The sequence below is a fragment of the Pseudomonas fluorescens NCIMB 11764 genome, assembly GCF_000293885.2.
GTDB classification, from domain to species: domain Bacteria; phylum Pseudomonadota; class Gammaproteobacteria; order Pseudomonadales; family Pseudomonadaceae; genus Aquipseudomonas; species Aquipseudomonas fluorescens_B.
The window spans coordinates 370,771-392,782 of the sequence record NZ_CP010945.1 but is presented as its reverse complement, the minus strand read 5'-3'; the positions used below and the strand labels follow the sequence as shown (position 1 = coordinate 392,782).

Here is a 22,012-nt window from a genome sequence, read left to right as displayed (position 1 = left end):
CCCAAGCAATTTGCTGACTCGAAAGAGCACCAGATTGCGGTGTGTGAAGACGAAACGAACCGAAAGTTCGAGAACAAACACACAAACTATCGCATACCCATTCGCTGGAGCGTGAACCTGTAAAGGCCCACGACCTGGCTACCGAATTTCTTGACGACCATAGAGCATTGGAACCACCTGATCCCATCCCGAACTCAGCAGTGAAACGATGCATCGCCGATGGTAGTGTGGGGTTTCCCCATGTGAGAGTAGGTCATCGTCAAGATTAAATTCCGAAACCCCAATTGCGAAAGCAGTTGGGGTTTTGTTTTGCCCGCAGGAAAATCTGCCTGGTACGGTTTCTATGCAACAACTCAAGGCGTAGCTATCATGCGGGCCTCATTGTGAGGCGGGACTTGCATGCTGACATTGTTAAAGCTTCTGAAGGATGGCCGATTTCATTCAGGTCAGGCCCTGGGCGCCGCTTTGGGTGTCAGTCGTAGCGCTGTATGGAAACAGCTTCAGCTTTTAGAAGCTGAGCTTGGCTTGTCCATCCACAAGGTGCGAGGGCGCGGTTATCAACTGGCTTCGCCGTTGACGCTGCTTGATTCTGTCGCGATTGCAGAGCAAGCCCCTTCTTGTGATTGGCCCATTCTTGTTTTCGACTCAATTGACTCCACTAATGCTGAAGCGTTACGTGCAATTGATCGTGGCCAGGCAGCGCCATTTCTTGTGCTTGCCGAGCGGCAGACGTCTGGACGTGGGCGCCGTGGGCGTAAGTGGGTGAGTCCTTTCGCGGAAAATGTCTATTACAGTCTGGTGCTGCGTATTGATGGTGGTCTGCGCCAGCTCGAAGGCTTGAGCCTTGTTGTCGGGCTTGCCGTCATGCAAACCTTGAAAGAGCTGGGTGTCTCAGATGCGGGCTTGAAGTGGCCGAACGATGTTCTGGTGGGTCAGAAAAAAATCGCGGGAATATTACTCGAATTGGTCGGGGATCCCGCTGATGTGTGTTACGTGGTGCTGGGTGTTGGAATTAATGTGAATATGCAGATGACCGATGAGGTTGATCAGCAGTGGACGTCCATGCGGCTCGAGTCGGGGCGCGCATTTGATCGTAATCATCTGGTCGCTCGGCTGGGCCAGATGCTCCAGGTGTATTTGGGGCGGCATCAGGTCGACGGATTTCCTGCTATTCAAGCTGAGTGGGAGCAGAATCATCTATGGCAGGGGCGGGCGGTGTCGTTGATCGCTGGCGTTAACCAGATAGATGGCGAAGTGCTGGGTATCGATAGGCAAGGGGCTCTGCGCTTGAAGGTGGGTGGTGTGGAAAAAGTATTTAGCGGTGGTGAGCTCAGCTTGAGGTTGCGTGATGATTCTTGAGCTCGACTGCGGAAACAGTTTCATTAAGTGGCGAGTACTTGGCGCGGATGCCTGTCAGGCGGTCGGTGAAGGAGTCGTCGATTCGAATCTCGCATTGCTGGAGAGTTTGAATGCGCTCAAGGGGCTAGCTCTCAAGTTCTGTCGGCTGGTTAGTGTCAGAACGGCAGAGGAAACCGGTGCGTTGGTTTCTCTGCTGACAGAGACTTTTGGAGTGTCGGTAGCTTGCGCGACGCCCGCTCGCGAAATGTTGGGGGTTCGCAATGGCTATGAAGAGTTCGAGCGCCTGGGGCTAGATCGTTGGTTGGCGATGCTTGGAGGATTCCATTTGGCATCGCGTGCTTGCCTGGTGCTGGATTTCGGTACTGCTGTCACTGCGGATTACGTCGCCGGTGATGGAGAGCATCTCGGAGGATTCATTTGTCCAGGTATGCCGTTGATGCGGAATCAGTTGCGTACCCATACACGTAAAATTCGTTATGGCGATCTCGCTGCAGAGCGCGCTCTGGAAAGTCTCGTTCCTGGGCGGACAACCGTCGAAGCAGTTGAGCGGGGGTGTTTGCTCATGCTCAGGGGGTTTGTTCTGACTCAGTTAGAGCTTGCGCGTAGTTACTGGGGAGCAGATTTTTCTGTATTCCTTACCGGGGGGGATGCGGGGCTGGTTTCCGAGATCGTGCCTGAAGCCAGGGTGGTTCCGGATCTGGTATTTGTAGGTTTGGCTATGGCATGTCCTTTGTCCTGAGGTTCGTATGCGTTGGTTGTTCCTGCTGCTGCTTGTGCTCAACGTCTTCTATTACATCTGGCACCAACAAGAGGCTCCTCTGCGCGCGAAGGATGTCACCCCCTTGAGTTTGTACCGGGGGGCTCAGCAGGATATTCGCTTGTTGAGCGAGGCGGCTGATGCATCCAGGGACAAAGGAAAGGCTGCTCAGGCGGACAATAGCTGTTTGTATTTGGGTGGTTTTGTTCGCCCAGAGGCCCTTCAGGCTGTTGAGCGACGCTTGAATGGCATGGAGATCAAATATCAGCCCCTGCCAAAGGATCTCCCCGAATTTGCTGGTTACTGGGTGCGTGTGGCCCCAGAAAGTCGGCGATGGCTGGATGATCTGCAGCTGCAAAACCTTTCTAGAGAATTCAATGAGTTAAAACATAAAATAATGCCATGCGAGGGGGTTGCACCCGCTGAATAGTTTGCATAGAATGGCGCCCGCTTCGCAGTGAAGACCTTTAAAGGTCTACGGTGCAAAGCGAGGTCAACGCAGCTAACCTCAGGTTTTTAATGAGAAAATGCTTGACAGAAGGCTGGCATGATATAGAATGCCGGATCGCTTAGGAGGGGTTCCCGAGCGGCCAAAGGGATCAGACTGTAAATCTGACGTCTACGACTTCGAAGGTTCGAATCCTTCCCCCTCCACCATTTTTAGCGAGAGCTGCAAGCTCCGCGGGTATAGTTTAGTGGTAGAACCTCAGCCTTCCAAGCTGATGATGCGGGTTCGATTCCCGCTACCCGCTCCAAGTTTGCAGATCCTGCACAGTGTTACGCTCTTGTAGCTCAGTTGGTAGAGCACACCCTTGGTAAGGGTGAGGTCAGCGGTTCAAATCCGCTCAAGAGCTCCATATAACAAGGCAGATATGAAAATATCTGCCTTTGTTTTAATGGCTTGTTTGACCTGCTCAATTCTTCTCCTAGGGGTGATTTTGATGGCTAAGGAAAAGTTCGAACGTAATAAGCCGCACGTCAACGTGGGTACCATTGGTCACGTCGACCACGGTAAAACTACTTTGACTGCAGCCTTGACCCGCGTCTGCTCCGAAGTTTTCGGCTCGGCAAAGGTTGACTTCGACAAGATCGATAGCGCCCCTGAAGAAAAAGCTCGTGGTATCACCATCAACACCGCTCACGTTGAATATGATTCGGCCGTGCGTCACTACGCACACGTTGACTGCCCTGGTCACGCTGACTACGTAAAAAACATGATCACCGGTGCAGCTCAGATGGATGGTGCGATCCTGGTTTGCTCGGCCGCTGATGGTCCGATGCCTCAAACCCGTGAGCACATCCTGTTGTCCCGCCAGGTTGGCGTTCCGTACATCGTTGTCTTCCTGAACAAGGCTGACATGGTTGACGACGCCGAGCTGCTGGAACTGGTTGAGATGGAAGTGCGCGACCTGCTGAGCACCTACGATTTCCCAGGTGATGACACTCCGATCATCATTGGTTCTGCGCTGATGGCGTTGAACGGTCAAGATGACAATGAGATGGGTACCACTGCCGTCAAAAAGTTGGTCGAGACTCTGGATAGTTACATTCCGCAGCCTGAGCGTGCTATCGACAAGCCGTTCCTGATGCCGATCGAGGATGTGTTCTCGATCTCCGGTCGCGGTACTGTTGTGACTGGTCGTGTTGAGCGTGGCATTGTCCGCATTCAGGAAGAAGTTGAGATTGTTGGTCTTCGTGACACTGTCAAAACTACTTGTACTGGTGTTGAGATGTTCCGCAAGCTGCTCGACGAAGGTCGTGCTGGCGAGAACTGCGGCGTTTTGCTGCGTGGTACCAAGCGTGATGATGTTGAGCGTGGCCAGGTTCTGGTCAAGCCGGGCACCGTCAAGCCGCATACCAAGTTCACTGCTGAGGTTTACGTTCTGAGCAAGGAGGAGGGTGGTCGTCATACGCCATTCTTCAAGGGTTATCGTCCGCAGTTCTACTTCCGTACGACTGATGTGACTGGTAACTGCGAGCTGCCAGAAGGTGTTGAGATGGTGATGCCAGGTGATAACGTTCAGATGACCGTTACACTGATCAAAACCATTGCGATGGAAGATGGTCTGCGTTTTGCCATCCGTGAAGGCGGTCGTACCGTCGGCGCTGGTGTTGTGGCCAAAGTCATCGAGTAAGTTGTTGTAATGTCTTTTTCGGGCCGGCATAATGGTCGGCCTGATTTTGTTTTAGGTCAGTAGCTCAATTGGCAGAGCGACGGTCTCCAAAACCGTAGGTTGGGGGTTCGATTCCCTCCTGACCTGCCAGATTCACTTGGTGTGTCTGGCTTTCTTTTCACAGGATCTTCATAGATGACTCCTAAAGCTGAAGCTCAAGGCTCTCGCTTCGATCTGCTCAAGTGGCTAGTAGTAGTCGCTTTGGTGGTTGTTGGCGTTGTTGGCAATCAGTATTACTCTGCTTCGCCGATCCTGTACCGCGTACTTGCATTACTTGTCATCGCCGCTGTAGCTGCCTTTGTAGGCCTGCAGACGGTCAAGGGCAAGTCTTTCTTCGTACTGGTTAAGGAAGCTCGCACCGAGATTCGTAAAGTCGTATGGCCAACTCGCCAAGAAACCACGCAGACCACGTTGATTGTTGTGGCTGTTGTTCTGGTTATGGCGTTGCTGTTGTGGGGGCTTGATTCCCTGCTCGGCTGGCTTGTTTCCTTGATTGTCGGCTAAGGGTGTCCCGTGGCTAAGCGTTGGTACGTTGTGCATGCTTACTCCGGTTACGAGAAGCATGTCATGCGCTCGTTAGTAGAGCGCGTAAAGCTGGCTGGCATGGAAGATGGCTTTGGCGAAATTCTGGTTCCCACTGAAGAAGTGGTTGAAATGCGTAATGGCCAGAAGCGCAAAAGCGAGCGCAAGTTCTTCCCAGGTTATGTGCTGGTTCAGATGGACATGAACGAGGGTACTTGGCACTTGGTCAAGGATACTCCTCGGGTGATGGGTTTCATCGGCGGTACTGCTGATAAGCCTGCACCGATCACAGATAAAGAGGCAGAAGCGATTCTGCGTCGTGTTGCTGATGGTAGTGACAAGCCGAAGCCGAAGACGTTGTTCGAGCCGGGCGAGTCGGTACGTGTCAACGACGGGCCGTTTGCCGATTTTACCGGCACGGTTGAAGAAGTTAACTACGAGAAGAGCCGGATCCAAGTGGCAGTGCTCATTTTCGGTCGCTCTACTCCGGTAGAGCTCGAGTTCAGCCAGGTCGAAAAGGTCTAGCTGGGCAAGCATCCCAACCCCGCAGCCCTAGGCTGTGGGGTTTTGTCGTCACTGGGATAAACGCGCAAGTAACCGGGGAGCCTTTCGAGGCGTTCGAACCCGTAATTGGAGTGCCTCATGGCCAAGAAGATTACCGCTTACATCAAGCTGCAAGTGAAGGCCGCTCAGGCTAACCCAAGCCCACCTGTTGGTCCTGCTCTGGGTCAGCACGGCGTGAACATCATGGAATTCTGCAAGGCCTTCAACGCCCGTACTCAGGGTATTGAGCCAGGTCTGCCGACTCCAGTGATCATCACTGTCTACAGCGACCGTAGCTTCACTTTCGAAACCAAATCCACCCCTGCTTCGGTTCTGCTGAAGAAGGCGGCCGGTCTGACTAGCGGTTCCGCTCGTCCGAACACCGTTAAGGTTGGCACCGTAACTCGTGCTCAGCTGGAAGATATCGCGAAAGTTAAAAACGCGGATCTGACTGCAGCTGATATGGAAGCAGCCGTGCGCACCATCGCCGGTTCTGCTCGTAGCATGGGCCTTAACGTGGAGGGTGTGTAATGGCTAAGTTGACCAAGCGTCAAAAGGCTATCGCCGGCAAAATCGAAGCAGGCAAGGCCTACAACTTTGTAGACGCTGCTGCCCTGCTGGCTGAGCTGTCGACTGTCAAGTTCAGCGAGTCGTTCGACGTTGCTGTGAACCTGGGTGTTGACCCGCGTAAATCCGACCAGGTCGTTCGTAGCGCTACTGTGCTGCCACACGGCACTGGCAAGACTGTTCGCGTTGCTGTGTTCACCCAAGGTCCAGCTGCTGAGGCCGCTCTGGCTGCCGGCGCTGACCGTGTAGGCATGGACGACCTGGCTGCCGAAATGAAAGGCGGCGACCTGAACTATGACGTAGTTATCGCATCCCCGGATGCAATGCGCGTTGTAGGTCAGTTGGGTCAGATCCTCGGTCCACGTGGCCTGATGCCTAACCCTAAAGTCGGCACCGTAACCCCAGACGTAGCTACCGCGGTTAAGAACGCCAAGGCTGGTCAGGTTCGTTATCGCACCGACAAAAACGGCATCATCCACACTTCCGTTGGCAAGATCGGCTTCGACGCCGTCAAGCTGAAGGAAAACGTTGAGGCCCTGATCGCTGATCTGAAGCGTATCAAGCCAGCTTCCTCGAAAGGCATTTACGTCAAGCGCGTTACCCTGAGCACCACTATGGGCCCAGGTCTGGTCATCGACCAAAGCTCGCTCGACGCGTAAGACACAGGTTGGCGCAAGCGATTGCGCCAATTGAAAGATTGGGGTCCCTGCCTGGCGGGGGCTATCCAAGACCGTAGGCGACGCAAGTCTTAAACCTCAAGCCTACGCAGATGGTGCTCCCGGTTCCTTACCGAATCAGACACCAAAACGACATCCGGCTTCGGTTGGATGAAACGGTAACAAGCAGGAGTTAAACCCGTGGCAATTAAACTCGAAGACAAGAAGGCCATCGTCGCTGAAGTCAACGAGGCTGCCAATGTTGCCCTGTCTGCTGTTGTGGCTGATGCCCGCGGTGTGACAGTAGGCGCTATGACCGGACTCCGTAAAGAGGCTCGTGAAGCTGGCGTTTACGTACGTGTTGTACGTAACACCCTGCTCAAGCGCGCCGTTGCTGGCACTCAATATGACGTGCTCAACGACGTGTTCACTGGCCCGACCTTGATTGCATTCTCTAAAGAACATCCGGGCGCTGCTGCTCGTATCTTCAAAGAATTCGCAAAAGGTCAGGATAAGTTCGAGATCAAGGCAGCTGCGTTCGAGGGCAAGTTCCTCGCAGCTAATCAGATCGACGTACTGGCAAGTCTGCCGACCCGTGACGAAGCAATTTCTCAGCTGATGAGCGTGATTCAAGGCGCAACCAGCAAATTGGCTCGTACTCTGGCGGCCCTTCGCGACCAGAAAGAAGCTGCCGCAGCCTAAGGCTGAGCGACTCCTTTCAGCGTTTATTGTTTATTTCGATGGCCGCGTAGGCTGTCACCCCAATACAGGAATTTATAGTCATGTCTCTGACTAACGACCAAATCATCGAAGCAATCGGCGAAAAATCCGTTCTGGAAATCGTTGAGCTGATCAAGGCCATGGAAGAGAAGTTCGGCGTTTCCGCTGCCGCTGCTTCCGCTGGTCCAGCCGCTGTTGCTGCCGTTGTTGAAGAACAAACTGAATTCAACGTCATGCTGACCGAAGCTGGCGAGAAGAAAGTTAACGTGATCAAGGCAGTACGTGAACTGACCGGTCTGGGCCTGAAAGAAGCCAAGGCTGTAGTTGACGGCGCTCCTGCCATGGTTCTGGAAGCTGTTGCCAAAGACGCAGCTGACAAAGCCAAAGCTACTCTGGAAGAAGCAGGCGCTAAAGTCGAGCTGAAGTAAGCATCGACTTTGCTCCTCCAGCCCGAGCGTTAAGCGAAAGGCTGATGGCTGGTGGCTCTTGCCACCGGCCTTTTTCCGTTATTGGCAACCGACTGGGTCGGTGCTGGTAACGAGCTGTAACCACCCGATGCGGTGGCGCAAACCATGGGGTTTGCACGATTTTCTGGCTGCTCCCGTCGGGAGGGGCCAAACAAGCAGGTGACCAAGCTGGGGAACGCTGATGGCTTACTCATATACTGAGAAAAAACGTATCCGCAAGGACTTTAGCAAGTTGCCGGACGTCATGGATGTGCCGTATCTCCTGGCAATCCAGCTGGATTCGTATCGTGAATTCTTGCAGGCGGGAGCGACTAAAGATCAGTTCCGCGACGTGGGCCTGCATGCGGCCTTCAAATCCGTTTTCCCGATCATCAGCTACTCCGGCAATGCTGCGCTGGAGTACGTCGGTTATCGCCTGGGCGAACCGGCATTTGATGTCAAAGAATGCGTATTGCGCGGTGTAACTTACGCCGTACCTTTGCGGGTAAAAGTGCGCCTGATCATTTTCGACAAAGAATCGTCGAACAAAGCGATCAAGGACATCAAAGAGCAAGAAGTCTACATGGGTGAAATCCCCCTGATGACTGAGAACGGTACCTTCGTAATCAACGGTACCGAGCGTGTAATCGTTTCCCAGCTGCACCGTTCCCCGGGCGTGTTCTTCGACCACGACCGTGGCAAGACGCACAGCTCCGGCAAACTGCTGTACTCCGCGCGCATCATTCCTTACCGCGGTTCGTGGCTGGACTTCGAGTTCGACCCGAAAGACTGCGTGTTCGTGCGTATCGACCGTCGTCGCAAGCTGCCTGCATCGGTACTGCTGCGCGCGCTCGGCTATACCACTGAAGAAGTGCTCGACGCGTTCTACACCACCAACGTTTTCCACCTGAGCGGCGAAACCCTCAGTCTGGAACTGATTGCTTCGCGTCTGCGTGGTGAAATCGCTGTTCTTGATATTCAGGACGAGAAGGGCAAGGTCATCGTTGAGGCTGGTCGCCGTATTACTGCGCGCCACATCAACCAGATCGAAAAAGCCGGTCTCAAGACCCTTGACGTGCCTCTGGAGTACGTTCTGGGTCGCACTACCGCCAAGGCCATCGTGCATCCGGCAACCGGCGAAATCCTGGCAGAGTGCAACACCGAGCTGAACACCGAGATCCTGGCAAAAATCGCCAAGGCCCAGGTTGTTCGCATCGAGACTCTGTACACCAACGATATCGACTGCGGTCCGTTCGTCTCCGACACCCTGAAGATCGACTCCACCAGCAACCAATTGGAAGCGCTGGTCGAGATCTATCGCATGATGCGTCCAGGCGAGCCGCCAACCAAAGACGCTGCCGAGACCCTGTTCAACAACCTGTTCTTCAGCCCTGAGCGCTATGACCTGTCTGCGGTCGGCCGGATGAAGTTCAACCGTCGTATCGGTCGTACCGAGATCGAAGGTTCGGGCGTGTTGTGCAAGGAAGACATCGTCGCGGTACTGAAGACTCTGGTCGACATCCGTAACGGTAAAGGCATCGTCGATGACATCGACCACCTGGGTAACCGTCGTGTTCGCTGCGTAGGCGAAATGGCCGAGAACCAGTTCCGCGTTGGCCTGGTACGTGTTGAGCGTGCGGTCAAAGAGCGTCTGTCGATGGCTGAAAGCGAAGGCCTGATGCCGCAAGACCTGATCAACGCCAAGCCAGTGGCTGCGGCGGTGAAAGAGTTCTTCGGTTCCAGCCAGCTGTCCCAGTTCATGGACCAGAACAACCCGCTGTCCGAGATCACCCACAAGCGTCGTGTGTCTGCACTCGGCCCTGGCGGTTTGACCCGTGAGCGTGCTGGCTTTGAAGTGCGTGACGTACACCCGACTCACTACGGTCGTGTATGCCCGATTGAAACGCCGGAAGGTCCGAACATCGGTCTGATCAACTCCCTGGCCGCTTATGCGCGCACCAACCAGTACGGCTTCCTCGAGAGCCCGTACCGCGTGGTGAAAGACGCTCTGGTCACCGACGAGATCGTGTTCCTGTCTGCCATCGAAGAAGCTGATCATGTGATCGCTCAGGCTTCGGCCACGATGAACGACAAGAAAGTCCTGATCGACGAGCTGGTAGCTGTTCGTCACTTGAACGAGTTCACCGTCAAGGCGCCGGAAGACGTCACCTTGATGGACGTATCGCCGAAGCAGGTAGTTTCGGTTGCAGCGTCGCTGATCCCGTTCCTCGAGCACGACGACGCCAACCGTGCGTTGATGGGTTCGAACATGCAGCGTCAAGCTGTACCAACCCTGCGCGCTGACAAGCCGCTGGTAGGTACTGGCATGGAGCGTAACGTAGCTCGTGACTCCGGCGTTTGCGTCGTGGCTCGTCGTGGCGGCGTTATCGATTCCGTCGATGCCAGCCGTATCGTGGTTCGTGTTGCTGATGACGAAGTTGAAACCGGCGAAGCTGGTGTCGACATCTACAACCTGACCAAGTACACCCGCTCCAACCAGAACACCTGCATCAACCAGCGTCCGCTGGTGCGTAAGGGTGATCGGGTTCAGCGTAGCGACATCATGGCCGACGGTCCGTCCACCGATATGGGTGAACTGGCGCTGGGTCAGAACATGCGCATCGCGTTCATGGCATGGAACGGCTTCAACTTCGAAGACTCCATCTGCCTGTCCGAGCGTGTGGTTCAGGAAGATCGCTTCACCACGATCCACATTCAGGAACTGACCTGTGTGGCACGTGACACCAAGCTTGGGCCAGAGGAAATCACTGCAGACATCCCGAACGTGGGTGAAGCTGCACTGAACAAGCTGGACGAAGCCGGTATCGTTTACGTAGGTGCTGAAGTTGGCGCAGGCGACATCCTGGTTGGTAAGGTCACTCCGAAAGGCGAGACCCAGCTGACTCCGGAAGAAAAACTGCTGCGTGCCATCTTCGGTGAAAAAGCCAGCGACGTTAAAGACACCTCCCTGCGCGTGCCTACCGGCACCAAGGGCACTGTCATCGACGTACAGGTCTTCACCCGCGACGGCGTTGAGCGTGATGCTCGTGCACTGTCGATCGAGAAGACTCAACTCGACGAGATCCGCAAGGATCTGAACGAAGAGTTCCGTATCGTTGAAGGCGCCACTTTCGAACGTCTGCGTTCCGCTCTGGTCGGCCACAAAGCCGAAGGCGGCGCCGGTCTGAAGAAAGGTCAGGACATCACCGACGAAGTCCTCGACGGTCTTGAGCATGGTCAGTGGTTCAAACTGCGCATGGCTGAAGATGCTCTGAACGAGCAGCTCGAGAAGGCTCAGGCCTATATCGTTGATCGCCGCCGTCTGCTGGACGACAAGTTCGAAGACAAGAAGCGCAAACTGCAGCAGGGCGATGACCTGGCTCCAGGCGTGCTGAAAATCGTTAAGGTTTACCTGGCAATCCGTCGTCGCATCCAGCCGGGCGACAAGATGGCCGGTCGTCACGGTAACAAAGGTGTGGTCTCCGTGATCATGCCGGTTGAAGACATGCCGCACGATGCCAATGGCACCCCGGTCGACGTCGTCCTCAACCCGTTGGGCGTACCTTCGCGTATGAACGTTGGTCAGATCCTTGAAACCCACCTCGGCCTCGCGGCCAAAGGTCTGGGCGAGAAGATCAACCGGATGATCGAAGAGCAGCGCAAAGTCGCCGAGCTTCGTAAATTCCTCGACGAGATCTACAACCAGATCGGCGGCCGTAACGAAGATCTGGATAGCTTCTCCGACCAGGAAATCCTGGATCTGGCGAAGAACCTGCGTGGCGGCGTTCCAATGGCCACTCCAGTGTTCGACGGTGCCAAGGAAAGCGAAATCAAGGCCATGCTGAAACTGGCAGACCTGCCAGAAAGCGGCCAGATGCAGCTGACCGACGGCCGTACCGGCAACAAGTTCGAGCGCCCGGTTACTGTTGGCTATATGTACATGCTGAAGCTGAACCACTTGGTAGACGACAAGATGCACGCTCGTTCTACCGGTTCGTACAGCCTGGTTACCCAGCAGCCGCTGGGTGGTAAGGCGCAGTTCGGTGGTCAGCGTTTCGGGGAGATGGAGGTCTGGGCACTGGAAGCATACGGTGCTGCTTACACTCTGCAAGAAATGCTCACAGTGAAGTCGGACGATGTGAACGGCCGTACCAAGATGTACAAAAACATCGTGGATGGCGATCACCGTATGGAGCCGGGCATGCCCGAGTCCTTCAACGTGTTGATCAAGGAAATTCGTTCCCTCGGCATCGATATCGATCTGGAAACCGAATAACACGTGACGCGAATCGAGAGCGGGGCAGGATTGCCCGCTCTCTGCTCCGCCAGGAGGAAAGGCCTTGAAAGACCTACTGAATTTGCTGAAAAACCAGGGTCAAGTCGAAGAGTTCGACGCCATCCGTATTGGATTGGCATCGCCTGAGATGATCCGTTCGTGGTCGTTCGGTGAAGTTAAAAAGCCGGAAACCATCAACTACCGTACGTTCAAACCTGAGCGTGACGGCCTGTTCTGCGCCAAGATCTTTGGCCCGGTAAAGGATTACGAGTGCCTGTGCGGTAAGTACAAGCGCTTGAAGCATCGTGGTGTGATCTGCGAGAAGTGCGGCGTTGAAGTCGCGCTGGCTAAAGTTCGTCGTGAGCGCATGGCGCACATCGAACTGGCCTCGCCAGTTGCCCACATCTGGTTCCTGAAATCGCTGCCGTCGCGTATCGGTTTGCTGATGGACATGACCCTGCGTGATATCGAGCGCGTTCTCTACTTCGAGAGCTATGTCGTTATCGATCCAGGCATGACCACCCTTGAAAAGGGTCAGCTGCTGAACGACGAGCAGTATTTCGAAGCGCTGGAAGAGTTCGGCGACGATTTTGATGCCCGCATGGGTGCCGAAGCTGTCCGCGAACTGCTGCACGCTATCGACCTGGAACACGAGATTGGCCGTCTGCGTGAAGAAATTCCGCAAACCAACTCCGAAACCAAAATCAAGAAGCTGTCCAAGCGTCTGAAGTTGATGGAAGCCTTCCAGGGTTCCGGCAACCTTCCAGAATGGATGGTGCTGACCGTTCTGCCGGTTCTGCCGCCAGATCTGCGTCCGCTGGTCCCGTTGGATGGCGGTCGCTTCGCGACTTCCGACCTCAACGATCTTTATCGTCGAGTGATCAACCGTAACAACCGCTTGAAGCGCCTGCTGGATCTGTCCGCTCCGGACATCATCGTGCGCAACGAAAAGCGTATGTTGCAGGAAGCCGTCGACGCACTGCTCGACAACGGTCGTCGTGGTCGCGCCATCACCGGTTCGAACAAGCGTCCTCTGAAATCCCTGGCTGACATGATCAAGGGTAAGCAGGGTCGTTTCCGTCAGAACTTGCTCGGTAAGCGTGTTGACTACTCTGGCCGTTCGGTAATTACCGTAGGTCCGACCCTGCGTCTGCACCAGTGCGGTCTGCCGAAGAAAATGGCTCTCGAGCTGTTCAAGCCGTTCATTTTCGGCAAGCTGGAAATGCGTGGTCTTGCGACCACCATCAAAGCAGCCAAGAAGATGGTCGAGCGCGAGCTGCCGGAAGTTTGGGACGTTCTCGCTGAAGTGATCCGTGAACACCCGGTTCTCCTCAACCGTGCACCGACCCTTCACCGTCTGGGTATCCAGGCGTTTGAACCAGTACTGATCGAAGGTAAGGCTATCCAGCTGCACCCTCTGGTCTGTGCTGCGTACAACGCCGACTTCGACGGCGACCAAATGGCCGTGCACGTACCGCTGACGCTGGAAGCCCAGCTGGAAGCGCGTGCGTTGATGATGTCGACCAACAACATTCTGTCGCCAGCCAACGGTGAGCCAATCATCGTTCCTTCGCAGGACGTTGTATTGGGTCTGTACTACATGACTCGTGAAGCGATCAACGCCAAGGGCGAAGGTCGTGTGTTCGCGGATCTGCAGGAAGTTGACCGTGTGTTCCGTGCCGGCGAAGCCGCACTGCACGCCAAGGTCAAAGTGCGGATCAACGAAACCGTTAACGATCGTGACGGTGGCAGCGTCAAGAACACCCGTATCGTCGACACCACTGTCGGCCGTGCGCTGTTGTTCCAGGTTGTTCCACCTGGCCTGTCGTACGACGTCGTCAACCAGCCGATGAAGAAAAAGGCGATCTCCAAGCTGATCAACCAATGCTATCGCGTGGTTGGTTTGAAAGAGACCGTGATCTTCGCTGATCAGTTGATGTACACCGGTTTTGCTTATTCGACCATTTCCGGCGTTTCCATCGGTGTTAACGACTTCGTTATCCCGGATGAAAAAGCCCGCATCATCGGTGCTGCCACCGACGAAGTGAAAGAGATCGAAAGTCAGTACGCCTCCGGCCTGGTAACTCAGGGCGAGAAGTACAACAAAGTGATCGACCTTTGGTCCAAGGCTAACGACGAAGTTTCCAAGGCGATGATGGCCAACCTCTCGAAAGAGAAAGTCATCGACCGTCATGGCGTCGAAGTCGACCAAGAGTCTTTCAACTCGATGTACATGATGGCCGACTCGGGTGCACGGGGTTCTGCTGCGCAGATCCGTCAGCTGGCCGGTATGCGTGGCCTGATGGCCAAGCCGGACGGTTCCATCATCGAAACGCCGATTACTGCGAACTTCCGTGAAGGTTTGAGCGTACTTCAGTACTTCATCTCGACTCACGGTGCTCGTAAAGGTCTGGCGGATACCGCGTTGAAAACTGCGAACTCCGGTTACCTGACTCGTCGTCTGGTAGACGTGGCGCAGGATCTGGTTGTGACCGAGATCGATTGCGGCACCGAGCATGGCCTGGTAATGACTCCGCACATTGAAGGCGGTGACGTTGTTGAGCCATTGGGTGAGCGCGTATTGGGTCGTGTCATTGCCCGTGACGTATTCAAGCCAGGTACCGAAGAAGTTATCGTTCCTGCCGGCACGCTGGTAGACGAGAAGTGGGTCGAGTTCATCGAGCTGAACAGCATCGACGAAGTGATCGTGCGTTCGCCGATCAGCTGCGAAACCCGCTACGGCATCTGCGCCAAGTGCTATGGCCGTGACTTGGCTCGTGGTCACCAGGTGAACATCGGTGAAGCGGTCGGCGTTATCGCTGCCCAGTCCATTGGTGAGCCGGGTACCCAGCTGACCATGCGTACGTTCCACATCGGTGGTGCGGCAAGCCGGACCTCCGCAGCCGACAGCGTTCAGGTGAAGAATGGCGGTACCGTCCGTCTGCACAACCTGAAACACGTTGAGCGAGTGGATGGCTGCCTGGTAGCTGTATCCCGTTCCGGTGAGCTGGCAATCGCTGATGACTTCGGTCGTGAGCGCGAGCGCTACAAGCTGCCGTACGGTGCTGTGATTTCGGTTAAGGAAGGTGACAAGGTCGACGCTGGCGCAATCGTGGCCAAGTGGGATCCGCACACTCACCCAATCGTTACCGAAATGAAAGGTACCGTGACCTACGTGGGCATGGAAGAAGGCATCACGATCAAGCGTCAGACTGACGAATTGACCGGTATGACCAACATTGAAGTACTCGACGCCAAAGACCGTCCAGCTGCCGGTAAAGATATCCGTCCTGCTGTGAAGATGGTTGATGACAACGGCAAGGATCTCTTGCTGCCGGGTACCGATGTAATTGCTCAGTACTTCCTGCCTGCCAACGCCCTTGTCGGTGTGGCGGACGGTGCGAAAATCGCGATCGGTGATGTTATCGCTCGTATTCCGCAAGAGACTTCGAAGACCCGCGACATCACCGGTGGTCTGCCGCGTGTTGCCGACTTGTTCGAAGCCCGTCGTCCGAAAGAAGCCTCGATTCTGGCTGAAGTCAGCGGCACCATCGCGTTCGGTAAAGAGACCAAAGGCAAGCGCCGTCTGGTTATCACCCCGAACGACGGTAGCGATCCGTACGAAGAGCTGATTCCGAAGTGGCGCCACCTGAACGTCTTCGAAGGCGAACAGGTAAACCGCGGCGAAGTTATCTCCGACGGCCCGAGCGATCCACACGACATCCTGCGTCTGCTGGGTGTGAGTGCGCTGGCCAAGTACATCGTGAACGAGATCCAGGACGTTTATCGTCTGCAAGGCGTGAAGATCAACGACAAGCACATCGAGACCATCCTGCGTCAGATGCTGCGTAAAGTTGAGATCGCTGAATCCGGCGATTCCAGTTTCATCAAGGGCGACCAGATGGAATTGACTCACGTTCTGGTAGAGAACGAGCGTCTGGCTGGCGACGAGAAATTCGTTTCCAAGTTCACTCGCGTACTGTTGGGTATCACCAAGGCATCGCTGTCCACCGAATCGTTCATCTCGGCGGCTTCCTTCCAGGAAACCACTCGCGTACTGACCGAAGCGGCGGTAACCGGCAAACGCGACTACCTGCGCGGCCTGAAAGAAAACGTCGTCGTGGGTCGTCTGATCCCGGCGGGTACCGGTCTGGCTTATCACAGCGAGCGTAAGCGCCGCCGTGATGCTGACAAACCGTTGCGCGTAAGCGCCAGTGAAGTGGAAGCTGCACTGACCGAAGCGCTGAACTCGAGCGGTAACTGAGTTCTGCGATAAATGAGTGTGAGGCCCTGGCCATTCCGTTCATCGAATCGAGACAAATTGTCGAGGTTGGATGAGCGGGGAGGTCGGGGCCTTGCCTTGACTGGGGGCAAGATCCTCTTTAGACTCTTGTACCCCTAAATTTGGCGGGAATTCGTTCCTGCCATTTTGCTTTTCTTGCAAGACAATAGCGTCGCAAGACAACAGTGGAGCTAGTAGATGGCAACTATCAACCAGCTGGTACGTCAGCCGCGTAAGCGTATCGTCGAGAAATCCGACGTGCCTGCGCTGCAGAACTGCCCGCAACGTCGTGGCGTATGCACCCGTGTGTATACCACTACGCCGAAAAAACCTAACTCGGCACTGCGTAAAGTATGCCGTGTGCGTCTGACCAACGGTTTCGAGGTTTCCTCGTACATCGGCGGTGAAGGCCACAACCTGCAAGAGCACAGCGTCGTACTGATTCGTGGCGGCCGTGTAAAAGACTTGCCAGGTGTTCGTTACCACACCGTTCGCGGTTCTTTGGATACTTCCGGCGTTAAAGGTCGTAACCAGGGTCGTTCGAAGTACGGTACCAAGAAGCCTAAGTAGTAGTGGCTTTTTGTAAAAACTGAATCATCTATTTTTCTGAGTCGATAAGAGTAAGGTCGGAGGCGTCCCGAAAGGGCACCGATTCCGAGCGAACCTGAAGACCGTTTGAGGGCTTATCCATGCCAAGAAGACGCGTAGCAGCCAAGCGCGAAGTGCTTGACGATCCAAAATACGGCAGCCAGATCCTGGCCAAGTTCATGAACCACGTGATGGAAAGCGGCAAGAAAGCCGTTGCCGAGCGTATCGTTTATGGCGCGCTGGAAAAGGTTAAAGAACGCAAGAACAGCGACCCCCTGGAAATCTTCGAGAAAGCTCTCGACGCCATCGCTCCGCTGGTCGAAGTAAAGTCGCGCCGTGTAGGCGGTGCTACTTACCAGGTTCCGGTCGAAGTTCGTCCGTCCCGTCGTAACGCTCTGGCAATGCGCTGGTTGGTAGACTTCGCCCGTAAGCGCGGCGAGAAGTCTATGGCTCTGCGTTTGGCTGGCGAACTGTTGGACGCTGCTGAAGGTAAAGGTGCTGCAGTTAAGAAGCGTGAAGACGTGCACCGTATGGCTGAAGCCAACAAGGCTTTCTCGCACTACCGCTTCTAATTTTAGCGTCACTAATTTTGCGAGGGCTTTATGGCTCGTACAACACCGATTAATCGCTACCGTAACATTGGTATCGTAGCTCACGTGGATGCTGGTAAAACCACCACCACCGAGCGCGTCCTTTTTTACACTGGCAAAAGTCACAAAATGGGCGAGGTGCATGACGGCGCCGCGACCACCGACTGGATGGTGCAGGAGCAGGAGCGTGGTATTACCATTACTTCTGCTGCCATTACCGCCTTCTGGCAGGGTTCCGAGAAGCAGCACAAAGACCAATACCGCTTCAACGTCATCGACACCCCGGGCCACGTTGACTTCACTATTGAAGTTGAACGTTCCCTGCGTGTTCTCGACGGCGCGGTTGTTGTGTTCTGCGGTACCTCGGGTGTTGAGCCTCAGTCGGAAACCGTATGGCGTCAGGCCAACAAATACGGCGTTCCACGTCTTGTTTACGTAAACAAGATGGACCGTGCTGGTGCGAACTTCCTGCGCGTGATCGGTCAGATCAAGCAGCGTCTGGGTCACACCCCGGTGCCAATCCAGTTGGCTATCGGTTCCGAAGACAATTTCCAGGGTCAGATCGATCTGATGGCCATGGAAGCTGTTTACTGGAATGACTCCGACAAAGGCATGGTTCCTGTTCGCAAGCCTATCCCTGCTGAATTGCAGGAACTGGCTGACGAATGGCGCGGCAACATGATTGAAGCTGCAGCCGAAGCCAGCGAAGAGCTGATGAACAAGTACCTCGAAGGTGAAGAACTCACTAACGCGGAAATCAAGGCCGCTCTGCGTCAGCGTACTATCGCTGGCGAGATCGTTCTGGCTGTTTGCGGTTCTTCCTTCAAGAACAAGGGTGTTCCCCTGGTTCTCGACGCCGTTATCGACTACCTGCCTGCTCCTACCGACATTCCTGCCATCAAGGGTACTGACCCGGATGACGAGACCAAGGAAATGGAGCGTCACGCAGACGACAGCGAGCCGTTCTCGGCTCTGGCGTTCAAGATCGCTACCGACCCATTCGTGGGTACCTTGACCTTCGTCCGCGTTTACTCGGGCGTGTTGGCCTCCGGCGACGGCGTGATCAACTCGGTTAAAGGCAAGAAAGAGCGCGTGGGTCGTATGGTGCAAATGCACGCAAACGCCCGTGAAGAAATCAAGGAAGTACGCGCTGGTGACATCGCGGCCTTGATCGGCATGAAGGACGTCACCACGGGTGAAACTTTGTGCAACGCTGACAAGCCAATCATCCTGGTTCGCATGGACTTCCCGGAGCCGGTTATTTCGGTTGCCGTTGAGCCTAAGACCAAGGACGACCAGGAAAAAATGGGTATCGCTCTGGGCAAACTTGCTCAGGAAGATCCATCTTTCCGCGTCAAGACTGATGAAGAGACTGGTCAAACGATCATCTCCGGCATGGGCGAGTTGCACCTGGACATCCTGGTAGACCGGATGCGCCGTGAGTTCAACGTCGAAGCCAACATCGGTAAGCCTCAAGTTTCGTACCGTGAGCGCATCACGAAGAGCTGCGAAATTGAAGGCAAGTTCGTTCGTCAGTCCGGCGGTCGTGGCCAGTTCGGTCACTGCTGGATTCGTTTTGCTCCTGCTGACGAAGGTCAGGAAGGTCTGCAATTCCTGAACGAAGTAGTGGGTGGTGTGGTTCCTAAGGAATACATCCCGGCTATCCAGAAGGGTATCGAAGAGCAGATGAAGAACGGCGTAGTTGCCGGCTATCCGCTGATCGGCCTGAAGGCTACCGTGTTTGATGGTTCCTACCACGACGTCGACTCCAACGAGATGGCGTTTAAGGTGGCTGCTTCCATGGCGACCAAGCAACTGGCCCAGAAGGGCGGTGGTGAGTTGCTTGAGCCGATCATGGCGGTAGAGGTTGTTACGCCTGAAGACTATATGGGTGACGTGATGGGCGACCTTAACCGTCGTCGCGGCATGATCCTGGGTATGGAAGACACGGTCTCCGGCAAAGTAATTCGTGCTGAAGTTCCGCTGGGTGAGATGTTCGGTTATGCGACCGACGTCCGTTCCATGTCCCAAGGTCGCGCAAGCTACTCTATGGAATTCAAAAAATACAATACGGCTCCGTCGCACATCGTCGAAACCGTTACCAAAAAACAAGGCTGATTCAGCCCCTTTAGGCTAGGAGTTAATTGTCGTGGCTAAAGAAAAATTTGATCGTTCCCTACCGCACGTCAACGTTGGCACCATCGGTCACGTTGACCATGGTAAAACCACTCTGACTGCTGCTCTGACTCGCGTCTGCTCCGAAGTTTTCGGTTCGGCTGTTGTTGCTTTCGACAAAATCGACAGCGCTCCAGAAGAAAAGGCTCGTGGTATCACCATCAACACCGCGCACGTTGAATACAACTCGCTGATCCGTCACTACGCTCACGTTGACTGCCCAGGTCACGCTGACTATGTGAAGAACATGATCACCGGTGCTGCTCAGATGGACGGCGCTATCCTGGTTTGCTCGGCCGCTGATGGTCCGATGCCACAAACCCGTGAGCACATCCTGCTGTCCCGCCAGGTTGGCGTTCCGTACATCGTTGTCTTCCTGAACAAGGCTGACATGGTTGACGACGCTGAGCTGCTGGAACTGGTTGAGATGGAAGTGCGCGACCTGCTGAGCACTTACGACTTCCCAGGTGACGACACTCCGATCATCATCGGTTCGGCTCTGATGGCTCTGAACGGCCAAGACGACAACGAAATGGGCACCACTGCCGTTCGTAAACTGGTTGAGACTCTGGACAGCTACATTCCAGATCCAGTTCGTGTTATCGACAAGCCGTTCCTGATGCCAATCGAAGACGTATTCTCGATCTCCGGTCGCGGTACTGTTGTAACTGGTCGTATCGAGCGCGGTATCGTCAAGGTTCAGGATCCACTGGAAATCGTTGGTCTGCGTGACACTACCGTCACCACCTGCACCGGTGTTGAAATGTTCCGTAAGCTGCTCGACGAAGGTCGTGCTGGCGAGAACTGCGGCGTTCTGCTGCGTGGTACCAAGCGTGACGACGTTGAGCGTGGCCAGGTTCTGGTTAAGCCAGGTTCGGTTAAGCCGCACACCAAGTTCGAAGCTGAAGTCTACGTTCTGAGCAAAGAAGAAGGCGGTCGTCATACTCCGTTCTTCAAAGGCTACCGTCCACAGTTCTACTTCCGTACTACTGACGTGACTGGTAACTGCGAACTGCCGGAAGGCGTTGAAATGGTAATGCCAGGCGACAACATCAAAATGGTTGTCACCCTGATCAAGACCATCGCAATGGAAGACGGTCTGCGTTTCGCTATCCGTGAAGGCGGTCGTACCGTCGGCGCTGGCGTCGTAGCCAAAATCATCGAGTAAGCTCTTTTTGAGTAAGCTTTGATGAGTTGAAAAAGCCCCCGCTTAGCGGGGGCTTTTTTATTGGGTTGACACCTATCTGGGGCGTCTATAGAATTGCGCCTCCTTTTAACGGGCGTATTGCGCCCGGTGGGAATAGCAGCCGGAGTCTGAAATCCAATGCAAAATCAGCAAATCCGTATCAGGTTGAAGGCTTTTGACCATCGCCTGATCGACCAATCCACCCAGGAAATCGTGGAAACCGCGAAACGTACTGGTGCTCAAGTGCGTGGTCCAATTCCACTGCCTACCCGTAAAGAGCGGTTCACCGTTCTGGTCTCCCCGCACGTCAACAAAGACGCGCGTGACCAGTACGAGATCCGTACTCATAAGCGCGTTCTGGACATCGTCCAGCCAACGGATAAAACCGTTGATGCTCTTATGAAGCTTGATCTTGCGGCCGGTGTGGAAGTGCAGATCAGCCTCGGCTAAGACTCGGTCTTAGTCGTGTAACGCTCTGAAATGGGCGGCCATAGCGGGTGAAAGCCCCGTACACTCATGAGGTTTACAACATGACTATTGGTGTAGTCGGTCGTAAATGCGGTATGACCCGTATTTTCACCGAAGAAGGTGTCTCCATTCCGGTCACGGTCATTGAGATCGAGCCGAATCGCGTCACCCAGTTCAAAACTGAAGAGACCGATGGCTATCGTGCAGTGCAAGTCACTGTAGGCGAGCGTCGTGCTTCGCGTGTAACAGCTGCTCAGGCTGGCCACTTCGCTAAGGCGAACGTAGCCGCTGGTCGTACCGTAATGGAATTCCGTCTTGAAGAAGGCGAGTACCAGGCCGGCGATCTGATCAACGCTGAAATCTTCGCCGCTGGTCAGCTGGTTGATGTAACCGGTCAGTCCAAGGGTAAAGGCTTCCAGGGTACGATCAAGCGTTGGAACTTCCGCGGGCAAGATAATACCCACGGTAACTCCGTGTCCCACCGCGTTCCAGGCTCTATCGGCCAGTGCCAGACTCCTGGTCGTGTATTCAAGGGCAAAAAAATGTCCGGTCATATGGGCGCTGAGCGCGTGACCGTGCAGTCCCTCGAAGTAGTGCGCGTGGACGCTGAACGCAATCTGTTGTTGGTCAAGGGTGCTGTTCCTGGCGCTACTGGCGGCAACTTGGTTGTACGTCCAGCAGCCAAGGCTCGCGGTTAAGGGGA

The 22,012-nt window shown here is 54.9% G+C and carries 18 protein-coding genes, 4 tRNA genes and 1 rRNA gene; all 23 read left to right on the top strand.

From position 1 onward, the window contains the following. Positions 1-149: 149 nt before the first annotated feature. Positions 150-265 (top strand): 5S ribosomal RNA (rrf, locus tag B723_RS01900). A gap of 134 nt (positions 266-399) precedes the next feature. Next, positions 400-1,359 (top strand): bifunctional biotin--[acetyl-CoA-carboxylase] ligase/biotin operon repressor BirA, encoded by a 960-nt coding sequence (gene birA, locus B723_RS01895; RefSeq protein ID WP_017341081.1) that lies wholly within the window; start codon positions 400-402, stop codon positions 1,357-1,359. Continuing rightward, positions 1,349-2,098 (top strand): pantothenate kinase, encoded by a 750-nt coding sequence (locus B723_RS01890; RefSeq protein WP_017341080.1) that lies wholly within the window; start codon positions 1,349-1,351, stop codon positions 2,096-2,098. The genes birA and B723_RS01890 overlap by 11 nt, the downstream gene beginning before the upstream one ends. 7 nt (positions 2,099-2,105) lie before the next feature. After that, positions 2,106-2,546: a hypothetical protein gene (locus B723_RS01885; RefSeq protein ID WP_017341079.1), complete on the top strand. Its 441-nt coding sequence runs from the start codon at positions 2,106-2,108 to the stop codon at positions 2,544-2,546. A 142-nt stretch (positions 2,547-2,688) separates the two neighbouring features. After that, positions 2,689-2,773, top strand: a tRNA-Tyr gene (locus tag B723_RS01880). Between the two features lie 24 nt (positions 2,774-2,797). After that, positions 2,798-2,871, top strand: a tRNA-Gly gene (locus tag B723_RS01875). Between the two features lie 26 nt (positions 2,872-2,897). Further along, positions 2,898-2,973, top strand: a tRNA-Thr gene (locus B723_RS01870). Positions 2,974-3,057: 84 nt separating this feature from the next. After that, complete coding sequence (gene tuf, locus B723_RS01865) at positions 3,058-4,251, top strand: elongation factor Tu (protein WP_007896619.1); 1,194 nt, start codon at positions 3,058-3,060, stop codon at positions 4,249-4,251. Between the two features lie 53 nt (positions 4,252-4,304). Continuing rightward, a tRNA-Trp gene (locus B723_RS01860) sits at positions 4,305-4,380 on the top strand. Between the two features lie 45 nt (positions 4,381-4,425). Next, the gene (gene secE, locus B723_RS01855; protein ID WP_007896620.1) at positions 4,426-4,794 is read left to right on the top strand and encodes a preprotein translocase subunit SecE; all 369 of its coding nucleotides are present in this window, start codon (positions 4,426-4,428) and stop codon (positions 4,792-4,794) included. 9 nt (positions 4,795-4,803) lie between these two features. Then, positions 4,804-5,337, top strand: a complete 534-nt coding sequence (gene nusG, locus B723_RS01850; RefSeq protein WP_007896622.1) for a transcription termination/antitermination protein NusG — start codon at positions 4,804-4,806, stop codon at positions 5,335-5,337. Positions 5,338-5,454: 117 nt separating this feature from the next. Next, on the top strand, positions 5,455-5,886 hold the full coding sequence (gene rplK, locus B723_RS01845; protein WP_017341076.1) for a 50S ribosomal protein L11: 432 nt from the start codon (positions 5,455-5,457) through the stop codon (positions 5,884-5,886). Then, positions 5,886-6,581, top strand: coding sequence for a 50S ribosomal protein L1 (gene rplA, locus B723_RS01840; protein ID WP_003186095.1), 696 nt, complete (start codon positions 5,886-5,888; stop codon positions 6,579-6,581). The genes rplK and rplA overlap by 1 nt, the downstream gene beginning before the upstream one ends. A gap of 198 nt (positions 6,582-6,779) precedes the next feature. Next, a complete protein-coding gene (gene rplJ / locus B723_RS01835) occupies positions 6,780-7,280 on the top strand; it encodes a 50S ribosomal protein L10 (protein WP_007896629.1) in 501 nt (166 codons plus the stop codon). Positions 7,281-7,360: 80 nt separating this feature from the next. Further along, complete coding sequence (gene rplL, locus B723_RS01830) at positions 7,361-7,726, top strand: 50S ribosomal protein L7/L12 (RefSeq protein WP_017341075.1); 366 nt, start codon at positions 7,361-7,363, stop codon at positions 7,724-7,726. Positions 7,727-7,946: 220 nt separating this feature from the next. Further along, positions 7,947-12,020 carry a DNA-directed RNA polymerase subunit beta gene (rpoB, locus tag B723_RS01825; protein WP_017341074.1) on the top strand — a complete coding sequence of 1,358 codons (4,074 nt, stop codon included), beginning with the start codon at positions 7,947-7,949 and terminating at the stop codon, positions 12,018-12,020. Between the two features lie 64 nt (positions 12,021-12,084). Continuing rightward, positions 12,085-16,284, top strand: coding sequence for a DNA-directed RNA polymerase subunit beta' (gene rpoC, locus B723_RS01820; protein WP_017341073.1), 4,200 nt, complete (start codon positions 12,085-12,087; stop codon positions 16,282-16,284). 216 nt (positions 16,285-16,500) lie between these two features. After that, positions 16,501-16,872 (top strand): 30S ribosomal protein S12, encoded by a 372-nt coding sequence (gene rpsL, locus B723_RS01815; RefSeq protein WP_002555494.1) that lies wholly within the window; start codon positions 16,501-16,503, stop codon positions 16,870-16,872. Between the two features lie 119 nt (positions 16,873-16,991). Continuing rightward, positions 16,992-17,462 carry a 30S ribosomal protein S7 gene (gene rpsG, locus B723_RS01810; protein WP_002555493.1) on the top strand — a complete coding sequence of 157 codons (471 nt, stop codon included), beginning with the start codon at positions 16,992-16,994 and terminating at the stop codon, positions 17,460-17,462. A 30-nt stretch (positions 17,463-17,492) separates the two neighbouring features. Then, positions 17,493-19,598: an elongation factor G gene (fusA, locus tag B723_RS01805; protein ID WP_017341072.1), complete on the top strand. Its 2,106-nt coding sequence runs from the start codon at positions 17,493-17,495 to the stop codon at positions 19,596-19,598. 31 nt (positions 19,599-19,629) lie between these two features. Beyond that, positions 19,630-20,823, top strand: coding sequence for an elongation factor Tu (gene tuf / locus B723_RS01800; RefSeq protein WP_052909674.1), 1,194 nt, complete (start codon positions 19,630-19,632; stop codon positions 20,821-20,823). A gap of 156 nt (positions 20,824-20,979) precedes the next feature. Next, on the top strand, positions 20,980-21,291 hold the full coding sequence (gene rpsJ / locus B723_RS01795) for a 30S ribosomal protein S10 (RefSeq protein ID WP_003186070.1): 312 nt from the start codon (positions 20,980-20,982) through the stop codon (positions 21,289-21,291). Positions 21,292-21,371: 80 nt separating this feature from the next. Continuing rightward, positions 21,372-22,007, top strand: a complete 636-nt coding sequence (gene rplC / locus B723_RS01790) for a 50S ribosomal protein L3 (RefSeq protein ID WP_003186059.1) — start codon at positions 21,372-21,374, stop codon at positions 22,005-22,007. Positions 22,008-22,012 lie beyond the last annotated feature (5 nt).

Coding starts and splice junctions, on each gene's coding strand:
- birA (WP_017341081.1), top strand. CDS start 400: ATGCTGACATTGTTAAAGCTTCTGAAGGATGGCCGATTTCATTCAGGT.
- B723_RS01890 (WP_017341080.1), top strand. CDS start 1,349: ATGATTCTTGAGCTCGACTGCGGAAACAGTTTCATTAAGTGGCGAGTA.
- B723_RS01885 (WP_017341079.1), top strand. CDS start 2,106: ATGCGTTGGTTGTTCCTGCTGCTGCTTGTGCTCAACGTCTTCTATTAC.
- tuf (WP_007896619.1), top strand. CDS start 3,058: ATGGCTAAGGAAAAGTTCGAACGTAATAAGCCGCACGTCAACGTGGGT.
- secE (WP_007896620.1), top strand. CDS start 4,426: ATGACTCCTAAAGCTGAAGCTCAAGGCTCTCGCTTCGATCTGCTCAAG.
- rplK (WP_017341076.1), top strand. CDS start 5,455: ATGGCCAAGAAGATTACCGCTTACATCAAGCTGCAAGTGAAGGCCGCT.
- rplA (WP_003186095.1), top strand. CDS start 5,886: ATGGCTAAGTTGACCAAGCGTCAAAAGGCTATCGCCGGCAAAATCGAA.
- rplL (WP_017341075.1), top strand. CDS start 7,361: ATGTCTCTGACTAACGACCAAATCATCGAAGCAATCGGCGAAAAATCC.
- rpoB (WP_017341074.1), top strand. CDS start 7,947: ATGGCTTACTCATATACTGAGAAAAAACGTATCCGCAAGGACTTTAGC.
- rpsL (WP_002555494.1), top strand. CDS start 16,501: ATGGCAACTATCAACCAGCTGGTACGTCAGCCGCGTAAGCGTATCGTC.
- rpsG (WP_002555493.1), top strand. CDS start 16,992: ATGCCAAGAAGACGCGTAGCAGCCAAGCGCGAAGTGCTTGACGATCCA.
- fusA (WP_017341072.1), top strand. CDS start 17,493: ATGGCTCGTACAACACCGATTAATCGCTACCGTAACATTGGTATCGTA.
- rpsJ (WP_003186070.1), top strand. CDS start 20,980: ATGCAAAATCAGCAAATCCGTATCAGGTTGAAGGCTTTTGACCATCGC.
- rplC (WP_003186059.1), top strand. CDS start 21,372: ATGACTATTGGTGTAGTCGGTCGTAAATGCGGTATGACCCGTATTTTC.